The organism is Rhodanobacter sp. DHG33 (genome assembly GCF_014843005.1).
Classification (GTDB): Bacteria; Pseudomonadota; Gammaproteobacteria; order Xanthomonadales; family Rhodanobacteraceae; genus Rhodanobacter_A.
Map to the genome: position 1 here is coordinate 29705 of NZ_JACYXM010000007.1, position 19782 is coordinate 49486.

At 66.8% G+C, this 19782-nt stretch carries 23 protein-coding genes; 14 read left to right on the plus strand and 9 right to left on the minus strand.

The window, feature by feature from the left end:
- Positions 1–3: 3 nt before the first annotated feature.
- From radA to IHE46_RS14235, 7 genes are all read right to left on the minus strand, one after another.
- Positions 4–1380, minus strand: coding sequence for a DNA repair protein RadA (gene radA, locus IHE46_RS14205; protein ID WP_192165319.1), 1377 nt, complete (start codon positions 1378–1380; stop codon positions 4–6).
- A 138-nt stretch (positions 1381–1518) separates the two neighbouring features.
- The gene (gene alr / locus IHE46_RS14210; RefSeq protein ID WP_192165320.1) at positions 1519–2607 is read right to left on the minus strand and encodes an alanine racemase; all 1089 of its coding nucleotides are present in this window, start codon (positions 2605–2607) and stop codon (positions 1519–1521) included.
- A gap of 13 nt (positions 2608–2620) precedes the next feature.
- Positions 2621–4015, minus strand: a complete 1395-nt coding sequence (locus tag IHE46_RS14215; protein ID WP_192165321.1) for a replicative DNA helicase — start codon at positions 4013–4015, stop codon at positions 2621–2623.
- Between the two features lie 228 nt (positions 4016–4243).
- Positions 4244–4696 carry a 50S ribosomal protein L9 gene (gene rplI / locus IHE46_RS14220; RefSeq protein ID WP_192165322.1) on the minus strand — a complete coding sequence of 151 codons (453 nt, stop codon included), beginning with the start codon at positions 4694–4696 and terminating at the stop codon, positions 4244–4246.
- Between the two features lie 103 nt (positions 4697–4799).
- Positions 4800–5030, minus strand: coding sequence for a 30S ribosomal protein S18 (rpsR, locus tag IHE46_RS14225; RefSeq protein ID WP_077483437.1), 231 nt, complete (start codon positions 5028–5030; stop codon positions 4800–4802).
- Positions 5031–5044: 14 nt separating this feature from the next.
- Positions 5045–5449: a 30S ribosomal protein S6 gene (gene rpsF, locus IHE46_RS14230; RefSeq protein ID WP_192165323.1), complete on the minus strand. Its 405-nt coding sequence runs from the start codon at positions 5447–5449 to the stop codon at positions 5045–5047.
- A 218-nt stretch (positions 5450–5667) separates the two neighbouring features.
- Positions 5668–5994 carry an iron-sulfur cluster assembly accessory protein gene (locus IHE46_RS14235; protein WP_192165324.1) on the minus strand — a complete coding sequence of 109 codons (327 nt, stop codon included), beginning with the start codon at positions 5992–5994 and terminating at the stop codon, positions 5668–5670.
- Positions 5995–6156: 162 nt separating this feature from the next.
- Here IHE46_RS14235 and asnS point away from each other — a divergent pair, with 162 nt between their 5' ends.
- The 7 genes from asnS to IHE46_RS14270 are packed head-to-tail and all read left to right on the plus strand — an operon-like array spanning position 6157 to position 12190.
- Entirely contained in the window at positions 6157–7557 is a 1401-nt protein-coding gene (asnS, locus tag IHE46_RS14240) for an asparagine--tRNA ligase (RefSeq protein ID WP_192165325.1), read from the plus strand.
- A 14-nt stretch (positions 7558–7571) separates the two neighbouring features.
- Positions 7572–8444 carry a MalM family protein gene (locus tag IHE46_RS14245; RefSeq protein ID WP_192165416.1) on the plus strand — a complete coding sequence of 291 codons (873 nt, stop codon included), beginning with the start codon at positions 7572–7574 and terminating at the stop codon, positions 8442–8444.
- Between the two features lie 2 nt (positions 8445–8446).
- Entirely contained in the window at positions 8447–8761 is a 315-nt protein-coding gene (locus IHE46_RS14250; protein ID WP_192165326.1) for a hypothetical protein, read from the plus strand.
- 24 nt (positions 8762–8785) lie between these two features.
- Positions 8786–9574, plus strand: a complete 789-nt coding sequence (locus IHE46_RS14255; RefSeq protein WP_192165327.1) for an SDR family oxidoreductase — start codon at positions 8786–8788, stop codon at positions 9572–9574.
- 57 nt (positions 9575–9631) lie between these two features.
- Complete coding sequence (locus IHE46_RS14260) at positions 9632–11083, plus strand: aldehyde dehydrogenase (RefSeq protein ID WP_192165328.1); 1452 nt, start codon at positions 9632–9634, stop codon at positions 11081–11083.
- Between the two features lie 11 nt (positions 11084–11094).
- On the plus strand, positions 11095–11766 hold the full coding sequence (gene can / locus IHE46_RS14265; RefSeq protein ID WP_192165329.1) for a carbonate dehydratase: 672 nt from the start codon (positions 11095–11097) through the stop codon (positions 11764–11766).
- Positions 11756–12190, plus strand: coding sequence for a Rid family hydrolase (locus IHE46_RS14270; protein ID WP_192165417.1), 435 nt, complete (start codon positions 11756–11758; stop codon positions 12188–12190). Before can ends, IHE46_RS14270 begins: the two co-directional genes overlap by 11 nt.
- Positions 12191–12306: 116 nt before the next feature.
- Here IHE46_RS14270 and IHE46_RS14275 read toward each other — a convergent pair whose 3' ends face one another.
- On the minus strand, positions 12307–12570 hold the full coding sequence (locus tag IHE46_RS14275) for a hypothetical protein (RefSeq protein WP_192165330.1): 264 nt from the start codon (positions 12568–12570) through the stop codon (positions 12307–12309).
- A 165-nt stretch (positions 12571–12735) separates the two neighbouring features.
- Positions 12736–14001: an FAD-dependent oxidoreductase gene (locus IHE46_RS14280; RefSeq protein ID WP_192165331.1), complete on the minus strand. Its 1266-nt coding sequence runs from the start codon at positions 13999–14001 to the stop codon at positions 12736–12738.
- A 91-nt stretch (positions 14002–14092) separates the two neighbouring features.
- Here IHE46_RS14280 and IHE46_RS14285 point away from each other — a divergent pair, with 91 nt between their 5' ends.
- The 7 genes from IHE46_RS14285 to IHE46_RS14315 all read left to right on the plus strand — a co-directional run bounded on the left by IHE46_RS14285 (position 14093) and on the right by IHE46_RS14315 (position 19757).
- On the plus strand, positions 14093–15421 hold the full coding sequence (locus tag IHE46_RS14285) for a hypothetical protein (RefSeq protein WP_192165332.1): 1329 nt from the start codon (positions 14093–14095) through the stop codon (positions 15419–15421).
- Between the two features lie 71 nt (positions 15422–15492).
- Entirely contained in the window at positions 15493–15879 is a 387-nt protein-coding gene (locus IHE46_RS14290; protein WP_192165333.1) for a BlaI/MecI/CopY family transcriptional regulator, read from the plus strand.
- A gap of 1 nt (position 15880) precedes the next feature.
- Entirely contained in the window at positions 15881–17113 is a 1233-nt protein-coding gene (locus IHE46_RS14295; protein WP_192165334.1) for a M56 family metallopeptidase, read from the plus strand.
- A gap of 91 nt (positions 17114–17204) precedes the next feature.
- Positions 17205–17768, plus strand: coding sequence for a C40 family peptidase (locus IHE46_RS14300; RefSeq protein WP_192165335.1), 564 nt, complete (start codon positions 17205–17207; stop codon positions 17766–17768).
- A 58-nt stretch (positions 17769–17826) separates the two neighbouring features.
- Positions 17827–18606: a phosphatase PAP2 family protein gene (locus tag IHE46_RS14305; RefSeq protein ID WP_192165336.1), complete on the plus strand. Its 780-nt coding sequence runs from the start codon at positions 17827–17829 to the stop codon at positions 18604–18606.
- Positions 18607–18646: 40 nt separating this feature from the next.
- Positions 18647–19063, plus strand: coding sequence for a ribonuclease domain-containing protein (locus IHE46_RS14310; protein ID WP_192165337.1), 417 nt, complete (start codon positions 18647–18649; stop codon positions 19061–19063).
- A gap of 262 nt (positions 19064–19325) precedes the next feature.
- Complete coding sequence (locus IHE46_RS14315) at positions 19326–19757, plus strand: barstar family protein (protein WP_192165338.1); 432 nt, start codon at positions 19326–19328, stop codon at positions 19755–19757.
- Positions 19758–19782: the final 25 nt, after the last annotated feature.

Here is a 19782-nt window from a genome sequence, read left to right on the forward strand (position 1 = left end):
CGGTCAACGGCAGGCGTCGATCGCCTGCGCCAGACGCTCCACGCCCACCACTTCGAGCTCGCCCACGCGTCCGGATTTCGGCGCGTTCGCCTTCGGCACGATGGCGCGGCGGAAGCCGTGGTGCGCCGCCTCCTTCAGGCGTTCCTCGCCGTTCGGCACCGGGCGGATCTCGCCGGACAAACCCACTTCGCCGAACGCGACGGTCTTTTCCGGCAGCGGGCGGTCGCGCAGCGAAGACAGCACCGCCAGCAGCGCGGGCAGGTCCGCTGCCGTCTCCTGCACGCGGATGCCGCCCACCACATTGATGAATACGTCCTGGTCGTAGGCCGCCACGCCGCCGTGCCGGTGCAGCACCGCCAGCAACATCGCCAGACGGTTCTGCTCCAGGCCCAGCGCCACCCGGCGCGGATTGCCCAGGCTGGACTGGTCGACCAGCGCTTGCACCTCGACCAGCAGCGGTCGCGTGCCTTCGCGCGTCACCATCACCGCACTGCCCGGCGTGGGGCCGGCATGCGCGGAGAGGAAGATCGCGGAAGGATTGGGCACCTCGCGCAGGCCCTTGTCACCCATCGCGAACACACCCAGCTCGTTGACCGCGCCGAAGCGGTTTTTGAAAGCGCGCAGCACGCGGAAGCGGCTGCCGGATTCGCCCTCGAAATACAGCACCGCGTCCACCATGTGCTCCAGCACGCGCGGGCCGGCGATGCCGCCCTCCTTGGTGACGTGGCCGACCAGGAACACGCTGGTGCCGGTTTCCTTGGCGAAGCGCGTGAGCCGTGCCGCCGACTCGCGCACCTGCGACACCGAGCCCGGCGCGGCGGTGAGCAGCTCGGTCCAGATCGTCTGGATCGAGTCGATCACCAGCACGCGCGGCTTCACTACCGCCGCTTGCTCCAGGATGCGCTCGATGCAGGTTTCCGCCAGCGCCTGCAGCGGTGCCAGCGGCAAGTCGAGGCGCTGCGCGCGCGCGGCCACCTGTGCCAGCGATTCCTCGCCGGTGACATAGACGCTGGGCAGCTGTACTCCCAGCGTGCCCAGCATCTGCAGCAGCAGGGTGGACTTGCCGATGCCCGGGTCGCCGCCCACCAACACCACCGAGCCCTCGACCAGGCCGCCGCCCAGCACGCGGTCCAGCTCGCCGATGCCGGTGAGCGTGCGCGCCTCGGCCGTCAATGCCACCTCGGTCAGCGGCATCACCTGGCTGGCACCCGCTGCCTTGCCCGCATAACCGCCGCGCGCAGCGCCGGCCGACTTCACCGCGGGCTGCAGCACGATCTCGGAAAGCGTGTTCCACGCCCCGCATTCGACGCACGAGCCCTGCCACTTGGGATGCTCGGCGCCGCAATCGGTGCAGACGTAGGCGGTCTTGGCCTTGGCCATCGAAAAGCTCCGGGATGAACAGTGCGGCATGGATGCCGCCTCCTGACCTGCATGCTCATGGACGAGCACGCAGGCGATGCTTGCAAGCTTAGCCGCCAGCCATCGCAGGGAGCGAGACGCGACCGCCGCGCTGCGGCGTCAGCCTTCGTCCTCGACGAACAGCACGCGCCGCGTCATGCCGCAGGTGAGGTCGTAGCTGATGGTGCCGGCATGGGCCGCGACGGTTTCCGCTGGCAGGCCATCGCCCCACAGGGTGACGCGATCGCCCACCTTCGCCTGCGGCGCGGCGCGCAGATCGAGCGTGACGAGATCCATCGAGACACGACCGACCAACGGCACCAGCGCATCGCCCACCCGCACCGGCGTACCGCTGGCCGCGCTGCGCGGATAGCCGTCGCCGTAGCCGATGGCGGCCACGCCCACCGGCATGTCCTCGGGGCAGATCCACGTGCCGTTGTAACCGATGCGCTCGCCCTTGGCCGTCCGATTGATCGCGATCAGCCGCGTGGACAGCGTCATCGCGGGACGAAACCCGAAATCCACGCCGCTCTTGCCGTCCACCACCGACAGGCCGTACAGCAGGCCACCGGTGCGCACCCAGTCGGCGCGCGCCTCGGGCCAGCCCAGCACGGCAGCCGAATTGGACAGCGAACGCGGGCCATTGAGGCCGCGGGTCACGTCGTTGAACCGCGCGATCTGCACGCGCGTGACGTCGCCGTCGAACACCTCCGATTCCGCGAAATGCGTAAGCAGGCCGATCTCGGGATCGACGCCGGGCATCCCGGCAAGCCGCGCATGCGCCTCGGCCACGCGCTCGGGCGCAAAACCCAGCCGATGCATGCCGCTGTCGATCTTCAGCCAAACGCGCAGGCGGCCGCGCGTCGCGCTGGCCTCGGACAACCATGCCAGCTGTGCCTCGTGGTGGATCGCCGCCTCCAGCCCCAGCCGCTGCATCTCGGCGATGTCGCCAGGCTGGTCGGGGCCGGACAGCACCACGATGCGCTGGCGGTGCCCCGCCGCGCGCAGCCGCAGGCCGTCGCCCAGCGCGGCTACCGCGAAGCATTCGGCATCGGCGTCCAGCGCACGCGCCACGCGCTCCAGGCCATGGCCGTAGGCATCGGCCTTGACCACCGCCATCACCCTGGCCGGCGCGGCCATGGCCTTAATGCGGGCGAGGTTGTGGCGCAGGGCGCCGAGATGGATGGTGGCGACGGTGGTGCGGCTCATGCGCGGCGGGTGCTTACTCGAACCCGCCCACGAACGAGTCGGCGGCGTAGTTTTCGAACTTGGTGTAGTGGCCGAGGAAGGTCAGCTTCACCGTATCGGTGGGGCCATTACGCTGCTTGCCGATGATGATCTCGGCCAGGCCTTTGTCCGCCGATTCCTTGTTGTAGTACTCGTCGCGGTAGATGAACATGATGACGTCGGCGTCCTGCTCGATGGCGCCCGACTCGCGCAGGTCGGACATCATCGGACGCTTGTCGGCGCGCTGTTCCAGCGAGCGGTTCAACTGCGAGAGGGCGATCACGGGCACGTTGAGTTCCTTGGCGAGCCCCTTCAGTGAACGCGAGATTTCTGAAATCTCGGTGGCGCGGTTCTCCTTGTTTCCGGGCACCTGCATCAGCTGCAGGTAATCGATCACGATCAGGCCCAGGCCGCCGTGCTCGCGATGCAGGCGGCGCGCGCGCGAACGCATCTCCACCGGCGACAGGCCCGGCGTGTCGTCGATGAAGATCTTCGCCTCCGAAAGGATGGCGATGGCGTTGGAGACGCGCGGCCAATCCTCCTCGTTGAGGTCGCCGTTGCGCAGCGCCTGCTGGTGGATGCGGCCCACCGAGGAGATCAGGCGGAACGCCAGCTGCGAGGCGGACATTTCCATCGAGAACACCGCCACCGCCTTCTTCGCGCGCAACGCGGCGCTCTCGGCGATGTTCAGCGCGAACGCCGTCTTGCCCATCGAGGGACGCGCGGCCACGATGATGAGGTCGGAGGGCTGCAGGCCCGAGGTGAGGTTGTCGAGGTCGGTGAAGCCGCTGGTGATGCCGGTGAGCTGGCCCTTGTTCTCGTAGCGCTCGGTGAGCAGCCGGAAGGCGTCCTTCACCGCCTCGCGCATCGAGACGGAATCCTTCTTGCCGCGCGCACCGGACTCGGCGATCTTGAACACCGACTGCTCGGCGTTCTCCAGCACCTCCTGCACGCTCTTGCCTTCGGGACGGTAACCGTCTTCGGTGATCGCCGTGCCGGCGTCGATCAGCTGGCGCAGCACCGACTTCTCGCGCACGATCTCCGCGTAGGCGGCGATGTTCGCCGCGCTGGGCGTGCTGTTGGCCAGCTCGATCAGGTAGCTCGCGCCGCCGACCATTTCGGCCAGGCCGTTGGCCTCGAACCAGTCGCCCAGGGTCACCGCGTCGCAGGGCATGCCCTTGTTCGCCAGCTCGGTGATGGCGCGCCAGATCAGGCGGTGGTCGCGACGGTAGAAATCCTCTTCGCCGAGGCGGTCGGCCACCTTGTCCATGGCGTCGGGCGCCAGCATCAGGCCACCCAACACCGCCTGCTCGGCATCGATGGAATGCGGCGGCACGCGCAGCGCTTCGATGGCCGGCGACGAAGGCTTGCGTTCGGGCACGAAGGACATCGGGCTACCTCTGTAGGACAAAGCGGCCGCGGCTGCGGCATATACGGACACACGGCAACGCGCCAAGCCCACATGATGCGCGGCGGCGTCTCACGGGTCGAGATGGAATCTTGTGGAAAACCTGGGGAAAGCTGGGGATAAACCGGCGTACTTGGCCGCTCCCCGTTTCCAGCCGCCAAAACAAACGGGCGCCCGAAGGCGCCCGTTCGTAGGCATGCAGCGGCGGTCTTACTTCTTCTCGCCGACCACGATGACCTTGACGCTGGTCTGCACGTCGGCGTGCAGGTGGATGGCCACCTCGAACTCGCCCACGTTGCGCAGCGGGCCTTCACCCAGGATCACTTCACCCTTGTGGATGTCGTGACCGACGGCCTGCAGCGCCTCGGCGATGTCGCGCGGACCCACCGAGCCGTACAGCTTGCCTTCGGGGCTGGCGTGCGCCTCGATCGTCACCGACACGTCGGCCAGCTTGGCCTTGCGGGCCTCGGCCTCGCTCAGCATGTTCTTGGCCTTGGCCTCGTACTCGGCGCGGCGCTGCTCGAACGCGGCCAGGTTGGCGGCATTCACGCGCACGGCCTTGCCCTGCGGGATCAGGAAGTTGCGGCCGTAACCCGGCTTCACGCTGACCTTGTCACCGAGGTCGCCGAGGTTGCGGACTTTCTGCAGAAGGATGAGTTCCATGGGTATTCCTTTTCGTTAGCGCCGGGATGGCCGGCGCAGCCGTGGACGGGTGTCCGAAGATTTCCATTCCCCCTCCGCTGGCGGAGGGGGAATGAAGGCACGATCAAACGTCGTGGTTGTCGGTGTACGGCAGCAGCGAGAGGAAGCGCGCGCGCTTGATCGCGGTCGCCAGCTGGCGCTGGTAGCGCGCCTTGGTGCCGGTGATGCGGCTCGGCACGATCTTGCCGTTCTCGGTGACGTACTGGCGCAGGGTGTTGAGATCCTTGTAATCGATCTCCTTCACCTTCTCCGCGGTGAAGCGGCAGAACTTGCGGCGGCGGAAAAACTTGGACATGGTCGTGGCTCCTCTCAGTCTTCGCTGTCGCTGTCGTTGTCGCGACCGTCAACGTCGTCGTCGCGGCGACGCGACGAACGGGCGTCGTCCTTTTCCTTGCTCTTCAGGATGAAGGACTGGTCGGTCTCGGCGCCGTCACGCTTGATGACGAGGTGGCGCAGCACGGCGTCGTTGAAGCGGAAGCCCGACTCCAGCTCGTTCAGCGCGTTCTGGCCGACTTCGATGTTCAGCAGCACGTAGTGCGCCTTGGCCAGGTTGACGATCGGGTAGGCCAGCTGACGGCGACCCCAGTCTTCCAGGCGGTGGATTTTGCCGCCGTCGGCCTCGATCAGCGACTTGTAGCGCTCGATCATGGCAGGGACCTGCTCGCTCTGGTCAGGGTGGACCAGAAACACGACTTCGTAATGTCGCAGGGACATCGTGGTTCGACTCCTTGTGGATGCGGCCGGAATGGCCTCGCAGCCTCCCGCCGGATGCGGTGAGGCAAGTGTCCGTCACGCCCCTTGCGGAGCAGACAGAAGCGGGATTGTACGCGGAACGCGGGATCGACCGCAAGTGACTGAATTTGAAGAGTGCGGCCATGGATGGCCGCCCCTTTGATCTTCGCGCTCACGGATGGGCGCACAAGCGCCCCCGCTCACCCCACGGTGAAGCTTTCGCCGCAGCCGCACTCGCCGGTGGCGTTGGGGTTGTGGAACACGAAGCTGGCGTTGAGGCCCTGCTTCTGGAAGTCGATCACGGTGCCGTCCACCAGCGGCAGGCTCTTGTCGTCCACCACCAGCGGCACGCCGTCGATGCTGACCAGCCGGTCGCCCTCGCCCAGCGACTGGGCCAGGTCCACCACGTAGCCGAAACCGGAGCAGCCGGTGCGCTTCACGCCGAAGCGCACGCCAGCCGCTTCCGGCGACTGCGCAAGGAAGCGGCGCATGCGTTCGCTGGCGGCGGGGGTGATCGTGATGGTCATGGCGGTCGGCAATCGTGCGAAACGTGGAAAGGCACATGCCATTTCGGTCGCGGCACGTGCGGGGCCTAGATTATCATGCGGGTTTGTCCACGCGCCCCACAGGACGCGCGTTCCCCTACTAAATGCGCCCGCTGCGGCGCATTTCAACAGGAGTTTCCATTCATGACGGTGGTCAGCGTCAAACAGGCTCTTTCCGGTGCCATCGAGGCCGGCAACGTGGTTACGGTGCGCGGCTGGGTGCGCACGATCCGCGATGCCAAGGGCGGCCTGTCCTTCGTGAACGTGACCGACGGCTCCTGTTTCGACCCGATCCAGGCCGTGGTCACCGACAAGCTGGCCAACTACGAGGCCGAGGTGAAGCACCTCACCACCGGCGCGGGCGTGATCGTCACCGGCACGCTGGCGCCGTCGCAGGGCAAGGGCCAGCGTTTCGAGATCCAGGCCGAGACGGTGGAAGTCACCGGCTTCGTGGACGACCCGCTGACCTACCCGATCCAGCCCAAGCCGCACACCATGGAGTTCCTGCGCGAAGTGGCGCACCTGCGCCCGCGCACCAACCTGTTCGGCGCCGTGACCCGCGTGCGCCACACCATGATGATGGCGATCCATCGCTGGCTCACGAGCCAGGGTTTCTTCTGGATCAACACGCCGATCATCACCACCTCGGATGCCGAAGGCGCCGGCGACATGTTCCGCCTGTCCACGCTGGACCTGGCCAACCTGCCGCGTACGCCGGACGGCAAGGTCGACTTCCGCAAGGACTTCTTCGGCCGCGAGGCCTTCCTCACCGTGTCCGGCCAGCTCAACGTGGAGGCCTACTGCCTCGCGATGAGCAAGGTCTACACCTTCGGCCCCACCTTCCGCGCGGAGAACTCCAACACGCCGCGCCACCTCGCCGAATTCTGGATGGTGGAGCCGGAGATCGCCTTCGCCGACCTCAACGACAACGCCGACTGCGCCGAAGGCTTCCTCAAGGCCATCTTCAAGGCCGTGCTGGAGGAGCGCGCGGACGACATGGCGTTCTTCGCCGAGCGCGTATTGCCGGAGGCCGTCACCCGGCTGGAGAACTTCATCGCCCAGCCGTTCGAGCGCATCGACTACACCGATGCCGTGGAGATCCTCAAGAAATCCGGGCAGAAATTCGAATACCCGGTGGCCTGGGGCATCGACCTGCAGACCGAGCACGAACGCTACCTCGCCGAGAAACATATCGGCCGCCCCGTTGTCGTAATGAACTACCCCGAGGCGATCAAGGCCTTCTACATGCGCCTGAACGACGACGAGAAGACCGTGGCGGCAATGGACGTGCTGGCGCCCGGCATCGGCGAGATCATCGGCGGCGCCCAGCGCGAGGAACGCCTGGATCATTTGGACGCCCGGATGGCCAAATTCGGTCTCGATCCTGCCACTTATGGCTGGTACCGTGACCTCCGCCGTTACGGCACCGTACCGCACGCGGGCTTCGGCCTCGGTTTCGAGCGCCTGCTGGTCTATGTGTGCGGCCTTTCCAACATACGCGATGCCATTCCCTATCCGCGCGCGGCGGGGACGGCCGAATTCTGAGTTACCTGATGCGAATGAAGCGCCGGTTCCCCGCCCTGCCCCTCATCCTCGCCGCCGGCATGCTGCTGGCCGGTTGCCATACCGTGAAGAACCTGGTGCCGCCGAACCTGCGGCCCCCGGAGAACACCGACGACCCGCTCAAGCAGGCGCAACAGCGCCTGCTCGACGCGTCGCCCTGCTGCACCAGCTTCGCCGACTTCTCCTACCAGGACCTGCTGCCCTGGCAGCCGCAGCCCTATACGCTGGGCAGCGGCAGCAGCGTGGCCAACATCAACGGCACGCACAGCTACTTCCTCGCCTTCCGCCTGCCGGAAGGCGCCAAGCTGCCCTACCGCGTGGCGTTCAAGTCCGAATTGAACGGCCGCTGGCTGAAGTCCAGCTACCTGTTCGCGCCTACCGTGGTGATGCTCGACAGCGGCTTCCAGCCGATCGGGTCCGACGACATCTCCCTGTGCGAACACATGGGCTGGAGCGACGCGAGCTCGGGCGCGTTCGGCGCCTACACCGTCAACAGCAAGCAGGCGCGCTATCTGCTGATCTACAGCTCGGCCGACCAGCAGAAGGGCAAGACCTACTGGGAGCAATCCCCTACCGCGTTCTCCACCCAGAACACCCAGGCCACGCTGGGCATGGACGCCAGCGGCACCTTCAGCGTGCCGCATGGCCCCGACGGCACCATCTGGGTGGGCATGATGGACGCCACCTACGCCAAGGCCGTGGACAACGCGATCTGCAAGAAGCCCGAGAGCGGTGACGGCGTGCTGAATACCCTGCGCACGGCCCTGCCCTGGGGCGACGGCAATGTCCACAGCCCTGGCAGTGCCACCGGCAACGGCGGCACGGGAACGAATCCCGTGCCCGATACCAGCAAGGCCGCGGGGAGCTGAGCGTGCTGGCCATCTACCTGGCCCTGCTGGCCGCTGGCGTCTTCTTGTTCGTGCTTTCCTACGTGGCACCGTTCCGTGCAGCCGCGCTGATGCGCGAGCGCCATCCGCAGCACTGGCAGGTAGTGAGCGAATCGGAGCGGGGCAAGATCGGCCCGCTGCGAACCTGGATGCGCATGCAGTACGTACTGCGCTCCCCCGCGCTGGCCCTGCTGGACGACCTCGACATCAACCGCTGGCGCGTCATATGGCGCTACAGCCAGTGGCTGGGCTGGCTATGCTGGCTTGCCGCGCTGGCGATGCGTCTTCGCTGGGGTTGATCGACACACCGGGAGCAAGCACCCATGCAATTGAATCTCGATGGCCGCCACGCCCTCGTCTGCGGCGCCTCGCAAGGCATCGGCCGCGCCGCTGCGATCGAACTCGCGCTGCTTGGGGCCAACGTCACACTGCTGGCACGCCGCGCCGACGTGCTGGAAACTCTTGCCGCCGAACTGCCCCGCACGTGCGCCGGCCAGCGGCACGGCTTCGTCGCCGTCGACGTGAGCGACACCGCCACGCTGCGCACGCGAGCCGAGGCCCTGGTCGCCGACTCTCCCGTGCACATCCTGGTCAACAACAGCGGCGGCCCGGCGCCGGGCAGCGTGCTCGACGCCACGCCGGAAGACTTCCTCGCCGCCTGGCAACAGCATCTGCTGGCCTGCCATACCCTGGCGCAAACCGTAGTTCCCAGCATGCGCGCAGCCGGCTGGGGGCGCATCGTCAACGTGATTTCCACCTCGGTGCGCGAGCCCATCCCCGGCATCGGAGTGTCCAACACCACGCGCGGCGCAGTGGCGAGCTGGGCGAAGACGCTGGCCGGCGAACTCGCGCCGTTCGGCATCACCGTCAACAACGTGCTGCCCGGCTCCACCCGCACGCCGCGCATCGAGCAGATCGTCGCCGCACGCGCGCAGAAGAGCGGCAAGCCGCTGGCCGAAGTGCAGCAGGCCATGGAAGCCGAGGTGCCGATGCGCCGCTTCGCCGATGCGGCGGAGATCGCCGCCGCCGTGGCCTTCCTCGCTTCGCCTGCCGCGAGTTACATCACCGGCGTAAGCCTTGCGGTGGACGGCGGCCGGATGCGCTCGCTCTGATCGCACGTACCCACGCGTCCGGTGCAATCCCCGGGTGCGTGGCGTAAGCTTCGGCGGATGTCCATCACACGTCTTGCCAACCTGATCGACGGCCGCCTCGTGCCGCCCTTGGCCGATCGCTGGCTCGACGTGTACGAACCCGCCATCGGCGAAGTCTTCGCCCAGTGCCCCGATGCCGATGCGGCCGACGTGGCTGCCGCCGTCGATGCCGCGCAGCGTGCCGCACCAGTCTGGGCCGCCGCGCCCGCCGAGCAACGCGCCGGCCTGCTGCACAGGCTGGCCAACCTCATCCACGAACGGCTGGACGAATTCGCCGAGCTTGAATCGCGCGACAGCGGCAAGCCGGTGTCGCTTGCGCGGCAACTCGACATCCCGCGCTCCATCGCCAACCTGCGCCATTTCGCCGCCGCCGCCCTGACCTGGAGCAGCGAATCGCATCCGATGGAAGGCAGCGCGATCAACTACACGCTGCGCCAGCCGCTGGGCGTGGTGGGCTGCATCAGCCCATGGAATCTACCGCTGTATCTGTTTACATGGAAAATCGCGCCCGCGCTGGCCGCAGGCAACACGGTGGTGGCCAAGCCATCGGAAATCACGCCCTGCACGGCAGCGCTGCTCGGCGAGCTGGCTATCGAAGCCGGCTTCCCGCCCGGCGTGCTGAACATCGTGCACGGCCGCGGGCCTGCGGTAGGCCAGGCCATCGTCGAGCATCCGCGCATCAAGGCGGTTTCCTTCACCGGCAGCACCGCCACCGGCACGCACATTGCTGCGGCCGCGGCCACGCGATTCAAGAAAGTGTCGCTGGAAATGGGCGGCAAGAACCCGGCCATCGTGTTCGCCGATGCCGAGCTTTCCGACGCCAACCTCGACACCGTCGTGCGCTCGGGCTTCGCCAACCAGGGCGAGATCTGCCTGTGCGGTTCGCGCCTGCTGGTGCAGCGCTCCATCTACGAGAATTTCCGCGAGCGTTATCTCGCGCGCGTGCGCGCGCTGCGCGTGGGCGATCCGAACGATGCCGCCAGCGACCTCGGGGCGCTGGTGTCGAAACCGCATTTCGACAAGGTGATGGCCTGCATGACGCTGGCGCGCAGCGAAGGCGGCCGCGTGCTCTGCGGCGGCGAAACCGTGACGGTACCCGGCCGCTGCGAACAGGGCTGGTTCGTGGCGCCCACGGTGATCGAAGGCCTACCGAACGAAGCGGCCACCAACCAGCAGGAAATCTTCGGCCCGGTGGTGACGCTGATTCCGTTCGAGGACGAAGCCGAGGCGCTGGCTATCGCCAACGGTACCGGCTACGGCCTCGCCGCTTCGCTGTGGACGAGCGACCTGTCGCGGGCGCATCGCCTCGCCGGTCAGCTCGACTTCGGCATCGTGTGGATCAACTGCTGGATGCTGCGCGACCTGCGCACGCCATTCGGCGGCATGAAGCATTCCGGCCTCGGCCGCGAAGGCGGCAACGAGGCGCTGCGCTTCTTTACCGAACCCAAAAACATCTGCATCCGTTATTGAAGGAACGCACCGTGAAAAGCCCGCTGCAATCCCTGCTCGACAGCAACCGCCGCTGGTCGGCCGCCGTGACCGCGCAGGACCCGCATTTCTTCGAGCAGCTGGCTCAGCAGCAGTCGCCGAAATACCTGTGGATCGGCTGCTCCGATTCGCGCGTGCCGGCCACCCAGATCGTCGACCTGCCGCCCGGCGAGATCTTCGTGCAGCGCAACGTTGCCAACGTGGTGTCGCACACCGACCTCAACTGCCTGAGCACGATCCAGTTCGCCGTGGACGCGCTCAAGGTGGAGCACATCATCGTCGTCGGCCACTACGGCTGCGGCGGCGTGCAGGCGGTACTGGACGACCGCCGGGTCGGCCTGGTGGACAACTGGCTGCGCCACGTCGGCGACGTGGCGCGCAAGCACGGCGACCTGCTCAACTCCCTCGACCTGATGGATATGCGCAACGCGCGCCTGTGCGAACTCAACGCCATCGAAGGCGTGGTCAACGTATGCAACACCACGATGGTGATGGATGCGTGGGAGCGCGGGCAGAAGCTCTCCGTGCACGCCTGGTGCTACAGCCTCGCCAACGGCCACATCAACGACCTCGGCATGCATGTAGACGCTCGCGACGCGCTGTGGCCGTCCTACGAGCAGGCGCTGCAGCGGATCACCCGCCTGCCGGAACCGCATCGTGGTTGACGTCATCCGCACCGAGGCCGCACCCGCGCCGGTGGGTGCGTATCCGCATGCGCGACGTGTGGGCAATCTGCTGTTCCTCTCCGGCGTGGGGCCGCGCCAGCCGGGCAGCAACGCGATCCCCGGCAATGTGCATGACGACGACGGCAAGCTCGTCGCGTACGACATCGAGGCGCAGTGCCGGCAGGTGTTCGCCAATGTGCGCGCGGTGCTGGAAGCCAGCGGCGCACGCTGGACGGACCTGGTGGACGTCACCGTGTTCCTCACCGACATGGCGCGCGATTTCGCGACCTACAACCGCCTCTACGCCGAGTACTTCGCCGGCGTGGATGCCTGCCGCACCACGCTGGGCATCACCGCACTGCCCACGCCCATCGCGATCGAGCTGAAATGCGTGGCGGCAATCGATGCTCGCGACTGTTCCTGAGCGCGGGAATCAGAGCGCGGCCTGACCGTACTTCCCCCGAAACCCTTGCGCGTGATCCCATAAAAAAACCGCCGGCGAACCGGCGGTTTTTTTTTATGTTGCCTGAGCCTTGGCTATCAGCCCCCGGCGGCCGGCGCGGCAGCGTCGGTCTTCTTCGTGGACTTCTTGTGGCTCTTGCTGCTGTGATGCTTGCTGCCCGACTTGTGATGCGCGGTCTTGGTACCGGCGGCGTCGGCTGCAGGAGCAGCGGCGGGAGCGGCAGCGGGAGCAGCTGCCGGCGTGGTCTGCGGGGCGGCCGCAGGGGCGGCCTGCTGGGCGAACACCGAAGCGGACAGGGCCACACCGGCAACGAGCAGGGAAGCGATCGCGAACTTACGCATGATGGCAAACCTCGATAATTTTTTGTTGTATCGCAGGCCCGGCCGGAACCCGACACCTCGGGCGTTGCGACGTAACCACAATAACAGCACTACAGGGGTACCGAGACTGAACAACGCACAGCTTTTCCGTTTTGTGCGGACGGCGGATAACCGAGCTTCAGTCTGTCAAAGACCGAAGCGCGCGGGTGCGTAAGGCTGCGGATCGATCGCCGGCGTGCCGCCATACAACTGGTCGGCCACCAATTCGCCGGTGGCCGCCGACATGCTCACCCCCAGCATGCCGTGTGCCGTGGCCATATGCAGGTTGGACCAGCGTCCGCTCGGACCGATGATGGGCACTTCGTCCACGCTCATCGGCCGCCAGCCCCACCATTCCTCCAACTGCTGCGGCCCTTCGGGTTCGTGCAGGCCGGCCGCCGCGCCGCTGCGCAAGGCATCGAGACGGGCGCGGTTGAGGCCTTCGGCATAACCGGAGAACTCCATCGTGCTGCCCAGCCGGTAACCGCTGGCCCAGGTGGTGACGCATACCTGCACCTCGCGCAGCACCAGCGCATGGCGCGGCGCACGCGCGGGGCGCGTGTAGGTGATCGAATAGCCCTTTCCCGGCTGCATCGGCAGGCGCAGGTCCAGCGAGCGCGCCAGCAGCGGCGACCAGGCACCCAATGCCAGCAACACGCGCTCGCCCGCGAAGGCGCCTCGCGAAGTGCGCACCTGTGCGATGCGCTTTCCGTCGGTCTCGAAGCCTTCGATGCGCGTACCGCTTTCGATCACGCCGCCCAGCTCGAGCACGCGGCGCGCCAGCTCCGCAGCATAGCGGTCCGGGCGCAACCGCGCGTCGCCGGGATGGAACAGGCCGCCGGCCACGCCAGGCTTCAATGCCGGTTCCCTCGCCTCCACCGTATCGCCGCGCAGGCGCTGCACTTCGATGCCCAGACGGTCGAGCACGGCCGCATGGTGACGTTCGTCGGCCGCCATCGCCCGGGCAGTGCGGTACACGTACAGCTCGCCTTCCTCGGCGAACTCGCAATCCAGCCCTTCGTCGCGCACGAGTTCGGCCAGTCGCCGGCGTGAACGCTGCAGGATCGCCGAACGCGCGGCTGCCGCGCGATGGAAGTCCGTCCAGTTGCAGTGCCGTGCGAAGCCCAGCAGCCACCGCAGGCGCGGGCCGTCGAGACGGGGATTGAGGTAGAGCGGCGCGTCGGCGTGCAGTATCGAACGCATGGCCACGCCCAGCGTGCCCGGCATCGCCAACGGCGCGGCGTGGCTGGGCGTGATCGTGCCGCAGTTGCCGTGGGAGGCGCCGCATCCCGGCGCGCCCTGCTCCAGCACCCGCACCGTTACTCCCTTGCGCAGCAGGTGCAGCGCGCAGGCCAGGCCGATCACGCCACCGCCAAGTATCAGTACATCTACATCCGCACGAGTCGCATTCATGGGGCGATTGTAGCCGGCTGCCGCGTTGCAGCATGCGTATGACAGGGACTGCGGGCACCATGCGCCAAGCCCACTAACCCAAGGCATCGGCGTGCATCTCAAACTCGCCATTCGTGATGTCCTTTTCGTCGCCCTGCTGGTTTGCACCAGCGGCCACGCGCAGTCGTTCAATCCTTCTGAACTGAGGCTGCTGCACGAGATCGGGAGTGCGCCGAACACCCTGGCCCGCTACCAGTACCTGGTCCGCGAAGTGCCATCGTTGTCGCCCAACGATCGCGTGCTCGGACTGCAATTCCTGTCTTTCTCGCAGGACGAGCTCGGCCTCTACGATCAGGCCGTCTTCAGCTTCCCGCTGAAGGACAGCTTGCCCGCCGACCTGGCCCTGCCGTCACCCGCAGACTGGAAAGCGGCCGACGCCGTCGATGCCATCGCCACGCTCGCCGCGCAGCAGCGCATCGTGATGGTCAACGAGGCGCATCACAACGCGCACACCCGCATGCTCACGCTGGCGCTGCTGCCACGACTGCACGCGCTCGGTTTCAATTACTTTGCCGCTGAGGCGTTGAGCGACAACGACCCCGACCTGGCCAAGCGCGGCTACCCCATCCGCAAGAGCGGCACGGAATACCTGCTCGATCCGCTGTATGGCGATATCGTCCGCGAAGCGATCCGGCTGGGATTCGTCATCGTGCCCTACGACAACGCGCTCACCGGACAGGCTCGCGAAGATGCGCAAGCGAAGACCCTGTACAAACAGGTGTTTGCGAAAGATCCCCACGCGCGGCTGTTCGTGCATGCCGGCTATGCCCACATCGACAAGGTTCCGGGGCGTCTGGGCGAATTGCATCCGATGGCCATGCAACTGGAAAAACTGACCGGCTTGGTCCCGTTGTCCATCGACCAGACTGATTTCATCGAAACCGGCGTCGACGCCTCGGATGCTTATCACCAGCTCGTACGCGCGTTTCCATCCAACGAGCCCGAGATATTGCTCAACCGCCAGACCGGCCGACCGTGGACAGCACGCCCGACTGCCTATGACGTCAACGTGATCCTGCCGCCCGCCCTGAGCATCAACGCCTTCGGCAAGTACAAATACGGCTATTCGATCAACGCCATTGACGCCGGCCTGCCCCACATCCACGACCAAAATGCCATGCAACGGGCAACCTGGCTCACGCTGGGCGGAACGCGGCATCCGTATCCGATCAGTGCAGCGCTCTGCCGCGGGGCCATTCCCTGCGTGGTCGAGGCCATACACGCCGGCGAACCGGATGATGCCATCTCTGCCGACCGCTACGCCTTCATGGGCTTCAACGAAACCGCTGATCTTTATCTGTACCCCGGGCACTACCGGTTGCGTGCATGGACCACCGACGGCAGCACGCGGTCGGAGCACGACTTCGACGTCTCTCCATAGCCATTGTTTGCATTTGAGAAGTGACGCACGTAGTGTGTGAACCACACTCGTAATCCAATGCGGGCAAGCTTATGGCCAACCCCAAGACCCCGATCAGCGAAGCCGAAAGCCGCGTCATGGAGGCGCTGTGGCGCAAGGCGCCGCAGAGTTCGGAGGACATCGTCGCCACTGTGCAGCAGGACAGCGACTGGCACGAAAAGACCATACGCACCCTGCTCGGCCGCCTGCTCGGCAAGGGTGCGGTGAGCGCGGAGAAGGATGGCCGGCGCTACCTGTATTCGCCCATGCTGACCCGCGAACAGTGGCAGTCGCAGGAAAGCCGCAGCCTGCTCGATCGCGTGTTCGGCGGTCGGCTCAGCCCCTTGCTGGCGCATTTCAGCGAACACGAAAAGCTGGCGGCGAAGGACATCGCCGAACTGCGCAAATTGCTGGATGCCATCGAGAAGAAGGAGCGCTGACATGGAAGTCCTGCCGCTGCGCAGCCTGCTGTTCGTCACCCTGGCGTTGATGTTGGTCTTGCTGATGCGGCGCCCTGCACGGCTCCTTTTCGGTGCGGGTCCGGCCTTCGGTCTATGGCTGTTGCCGGTGACGGCGCTGCTGCTGCCATACCTGCCCGAGCTGCCCGCGCACTGGTTCGTGCTGCCGGCCATTCGCGCGCTGCCCGAGACCATCGCCCGCATTGCTGTCGCACCGCAGACCACCGGATCCACGCCTTGGCTGCCGTGGCTGTGGCTGGCCGGCACGACTGCGATGGCACTGCGACTGGTCGTGCACTACCTGCGGCTGCGCCGCCAAAGCCGCCCCATGCCGGTGGCGATGACCATGCACCTGCGGCACGATCTGGCGGGCCTCGATCCGCGCCGGCTGCGCCTGCACCCGGCCGGCCCCGCCCTGCTGTGGGCGCCGCGCAGCCTGCTGCTGTTGCCGGCGGATTTTCTCGAGCGCTTCGATGCCAGCGAGCGCCGCATGGTGCTGCGCCACGAATTGACCCATCTGCGCCGCGGCGACGCGCTGTGGAGCCTCGTTGCCGAGCTGGCGTTCGCGTTGCTGTGGTTTCACCCGCTGGCGTGGCTGGCGCGTCCGTGCTTCCGGCTCGACCAGGAACTGGCCTGCGACGAGCGCGTGCTGCGCGACGCGCCACGCGACGAAGCCGGCTATGCCCACACCTTGCTGCATAGCGTCGGCCTGGCCCCCATGCCGGCGTTGATCCCCTGGTTCGACCGGCCCCAGCTGAAAGAGCGGCTGGTCATGATCCAGCGCCAGCGCCCCGGCGCCGCGCGCCGCCGTGCGGGCTATCTCGTGCTCGCCGCGCTGTTGGCGGCCAGCGCGTTTGTCGTGCAGGCCGCCACGAAGGCCCAGGAAAACCAAGCACCCGCATCGGATCTCGCCTTCAACGCGCGGATTACGCCGCACTACCCCGAGTCGGCGATCAGGAACAAGGAACAGGGCACGGTCGTCCTCAAGATTCTGGTCGGCAAGGACGGCAGCCCGCTCACGATCACCATCGATCCGGCGACGGAGGCTTCACCTGTACTTGCCAGGGCAGCCATCGAAACCGCCGAACGGTGGCGTTTCAGCCCGGAGACGGTGGATGGCAAGCCGGTCAAGGGTTACGCACGCGTGCCTGTCACATTCGTCCTGAATCCGCTGCCCGACAAGCCCGCCAAAACTTCCCCCAGCGCCGCAAGCTGAGAAACGAGCTTCAAAACGCCCCAAAGTCAATTGATTTGAATATGTTTTATCACCCTGATAACCTCGGCGCAGCCCACGCCGAGGTTGTCCGGTGAACCCGCCGTCCGTCGCCCGATCCGCAGCTTCACCCACGCGCATCGCCCGCCTCGCGCTGCTGGTCGTCGCCATCGTCCTGCTTGCCGCGTGCGCCAGCGCGCCGCGCCGCGCCGCATCCATCGCCGCCACCGAATCCGCCCTCGCCAACGAACCGGCACGCGGCCCCGAAGGCGAGACCGCGGCTGCCAACGACGTGCTGTTCCGCGCCATGGCCCTGGTCGGCACGCCCTATCACTGGGGCGGCAATACGCCAGCAGGCGGCTTCGATTGCAGCGGCCTGGTCGGCTACATCTACCGCAACGCCACCGGCCTGCAGTTGCCGCGCACCTCGGGCGAGATGGCCGACATGGACGTGCGCAAGGTCAAGCGCATGACGCAGCTGGTCAGCGGCGACCTGGTGTTCTTCGGCAGCCGCGGCCGCATCAGCCACGTCGGCGTCTACGTGGGCAAGGGCCGCTTCGTGCACGCGCCCAACAGCGGCGGCACCGTCCGTCTGGACGACATCGACGGGCCGTACTGGCGCGACCATTTCGCCTACGCGAGACGAGTGCTGGATTGAGCTTGCTCCGCCCGGCAAGCTTCGTCACTTTCTTTGCACTCGGACAGAACACGTTTTGATGGAATCCCTGCCTTTCTGGATCGGCCAGCACGTATTGATGCTGTGGGCGCTGGTGCTGATCCTTGCCTTGCTCTCCGGTGATCTTGTCTGGCGCATGGTGCATCGCCGCCAGCTGGCCGCCGCCCACAAAAGCGGCAGACTCGCATTGCGGCCGCGCACCGCGCTTGTGCTGATGGCGCTGTTCGGCACGCTGTTCGCGCTGCTGTTCCGGGCGGTGTGGAAGCAGACGGCGCTGGTCGATTTCGATGCCGCGCTGGCGCAGTCGCTGCACGATCGGCTCCCGACGGGCGTGCTCATCGTGGTCGCCATCGTCACCCACATCGGCGAGCCCGCACTGCTGGCCGTCGCCGGCGCCGTGGTGGCCGCATTGCTGGCATCGCGACGGAACTGGCGGATGTGCATACCCTGGTGCGTGGCGCTGGGCGGCGCGATCATCAGTGGCGAATTGGCGAAACACATCGTGAAGCGTGCCCGCCCTTTCGACGGCCACGCCTTCGTGGTGGAAACCGGTTACAGCTTTCCCAGCGGCCATTCCTTCATGAGCATGGTGTTTTTCGGCATGCTGGCGTGGCTGCTGCTGCGCGCATTGCTGCCACGCCATCACCGCATCGCGGTCGCCGTCGCCGTAGGGCTCGTCACCGTCGTCGGCATCAGCCGCGTGGTGCTGCAGGCGCACTACCTCAGCGATGTCCTGGCCGGCTATGCGCTGGGTGCGTTCTGGCTGGTGCTGGGGATCGCGATGGCGGAGTCGATGCGCCGGGACGCCGGGGCGCGGTAGTTGCCTTAAACTCGCCTCCTGCCCGCCATTGGACATGCGCATGCGCTCCTGGAAGCCGCTGCTCACGCTAGCAGTCGTCGTCATCGCCGTGCTGCTGTGGAACCGGTTCACGGGCACGCCGCCGCCGGCGGCACCCGCATCCGCGGCTGCGACTGCGGCGAGCTCCAGCGACACCAGCACACTGCCCGGTTTCCTGCCGCCCGAAGCGCGCGACACGCTGGCGCTGATCGCGCGTGGCGGCCCGTTCCCGCACAGCCAGGACGGCGTGGTGTTCGGCAACTACGAACACCTGCTCCCGGAACAGCCGCGCGGCTACTACCACGAATACACGGTGGAAACGCCGGGAGCGCGCACGCGCGGCACGCGCCGCATCATCACCGGTGGCACACCGCCCGAGGCGTACTACTACACTGACGACCACTACCGCAGCTTCCGCCAGTTCTCGGTTCCCCGATGAACGTACAACCGCCAGGTCCCGCCCATGTTTTCCGAGCTCGCCTCGCGGAGAACCATGGGCGCGCAGATCCGGTGAGGACGGACGAGTGGCTCCCTGTTCATTGCCGTGCCGTGGCAGTCAGGCAAAGAAAGCCGGCTTGCGCAGCGACCCTCGCAACACGGCCATGCAGCGGCATACGGCTTGGCGTGGCGGTCAGCGAGGCGTGGCACTACGCATCAGCATCGAACGACCGCCCGATGGCAGCGCACGGGACGGAAAGGCCATGAACAGGCCCTGGGATCCCGACCTCACCCGCCCCAGCCAGAACGGCGTGTATTTCGTGGCCGATGCCGATCTCGTGCGTCTGGCCGATACCGCCACGCATGCGGAACTGGCCGTGTACCGCACCGACCTCGCCGGCTGCTATGGCAAGACCGGACTGCTGCAGCGGCTTGCCGCTTCACTGGCCCTGCCGGCGGATTTCGGCCACAACTGGGATGCGCTGGCCGACAGCCTGCGCGACCTCGACAATCTGCCGGCGCACGGCCGCGTGCTGCTGTTCGAACATACCGACGAGTTGCACCACAACGCGGAGCAGGATTTCGACGTGCTCCTGGGCATCCTCGACGACGCCGCCACCTTCGCGCAGGACGCGGACCGCCCGTTCTTCGCCTTCCTCGCCCTGCCCGAAAGCTCTGCCGGCGCTGGCCGATAGCCGCGCCCGGCCCTCCATCAGGAAC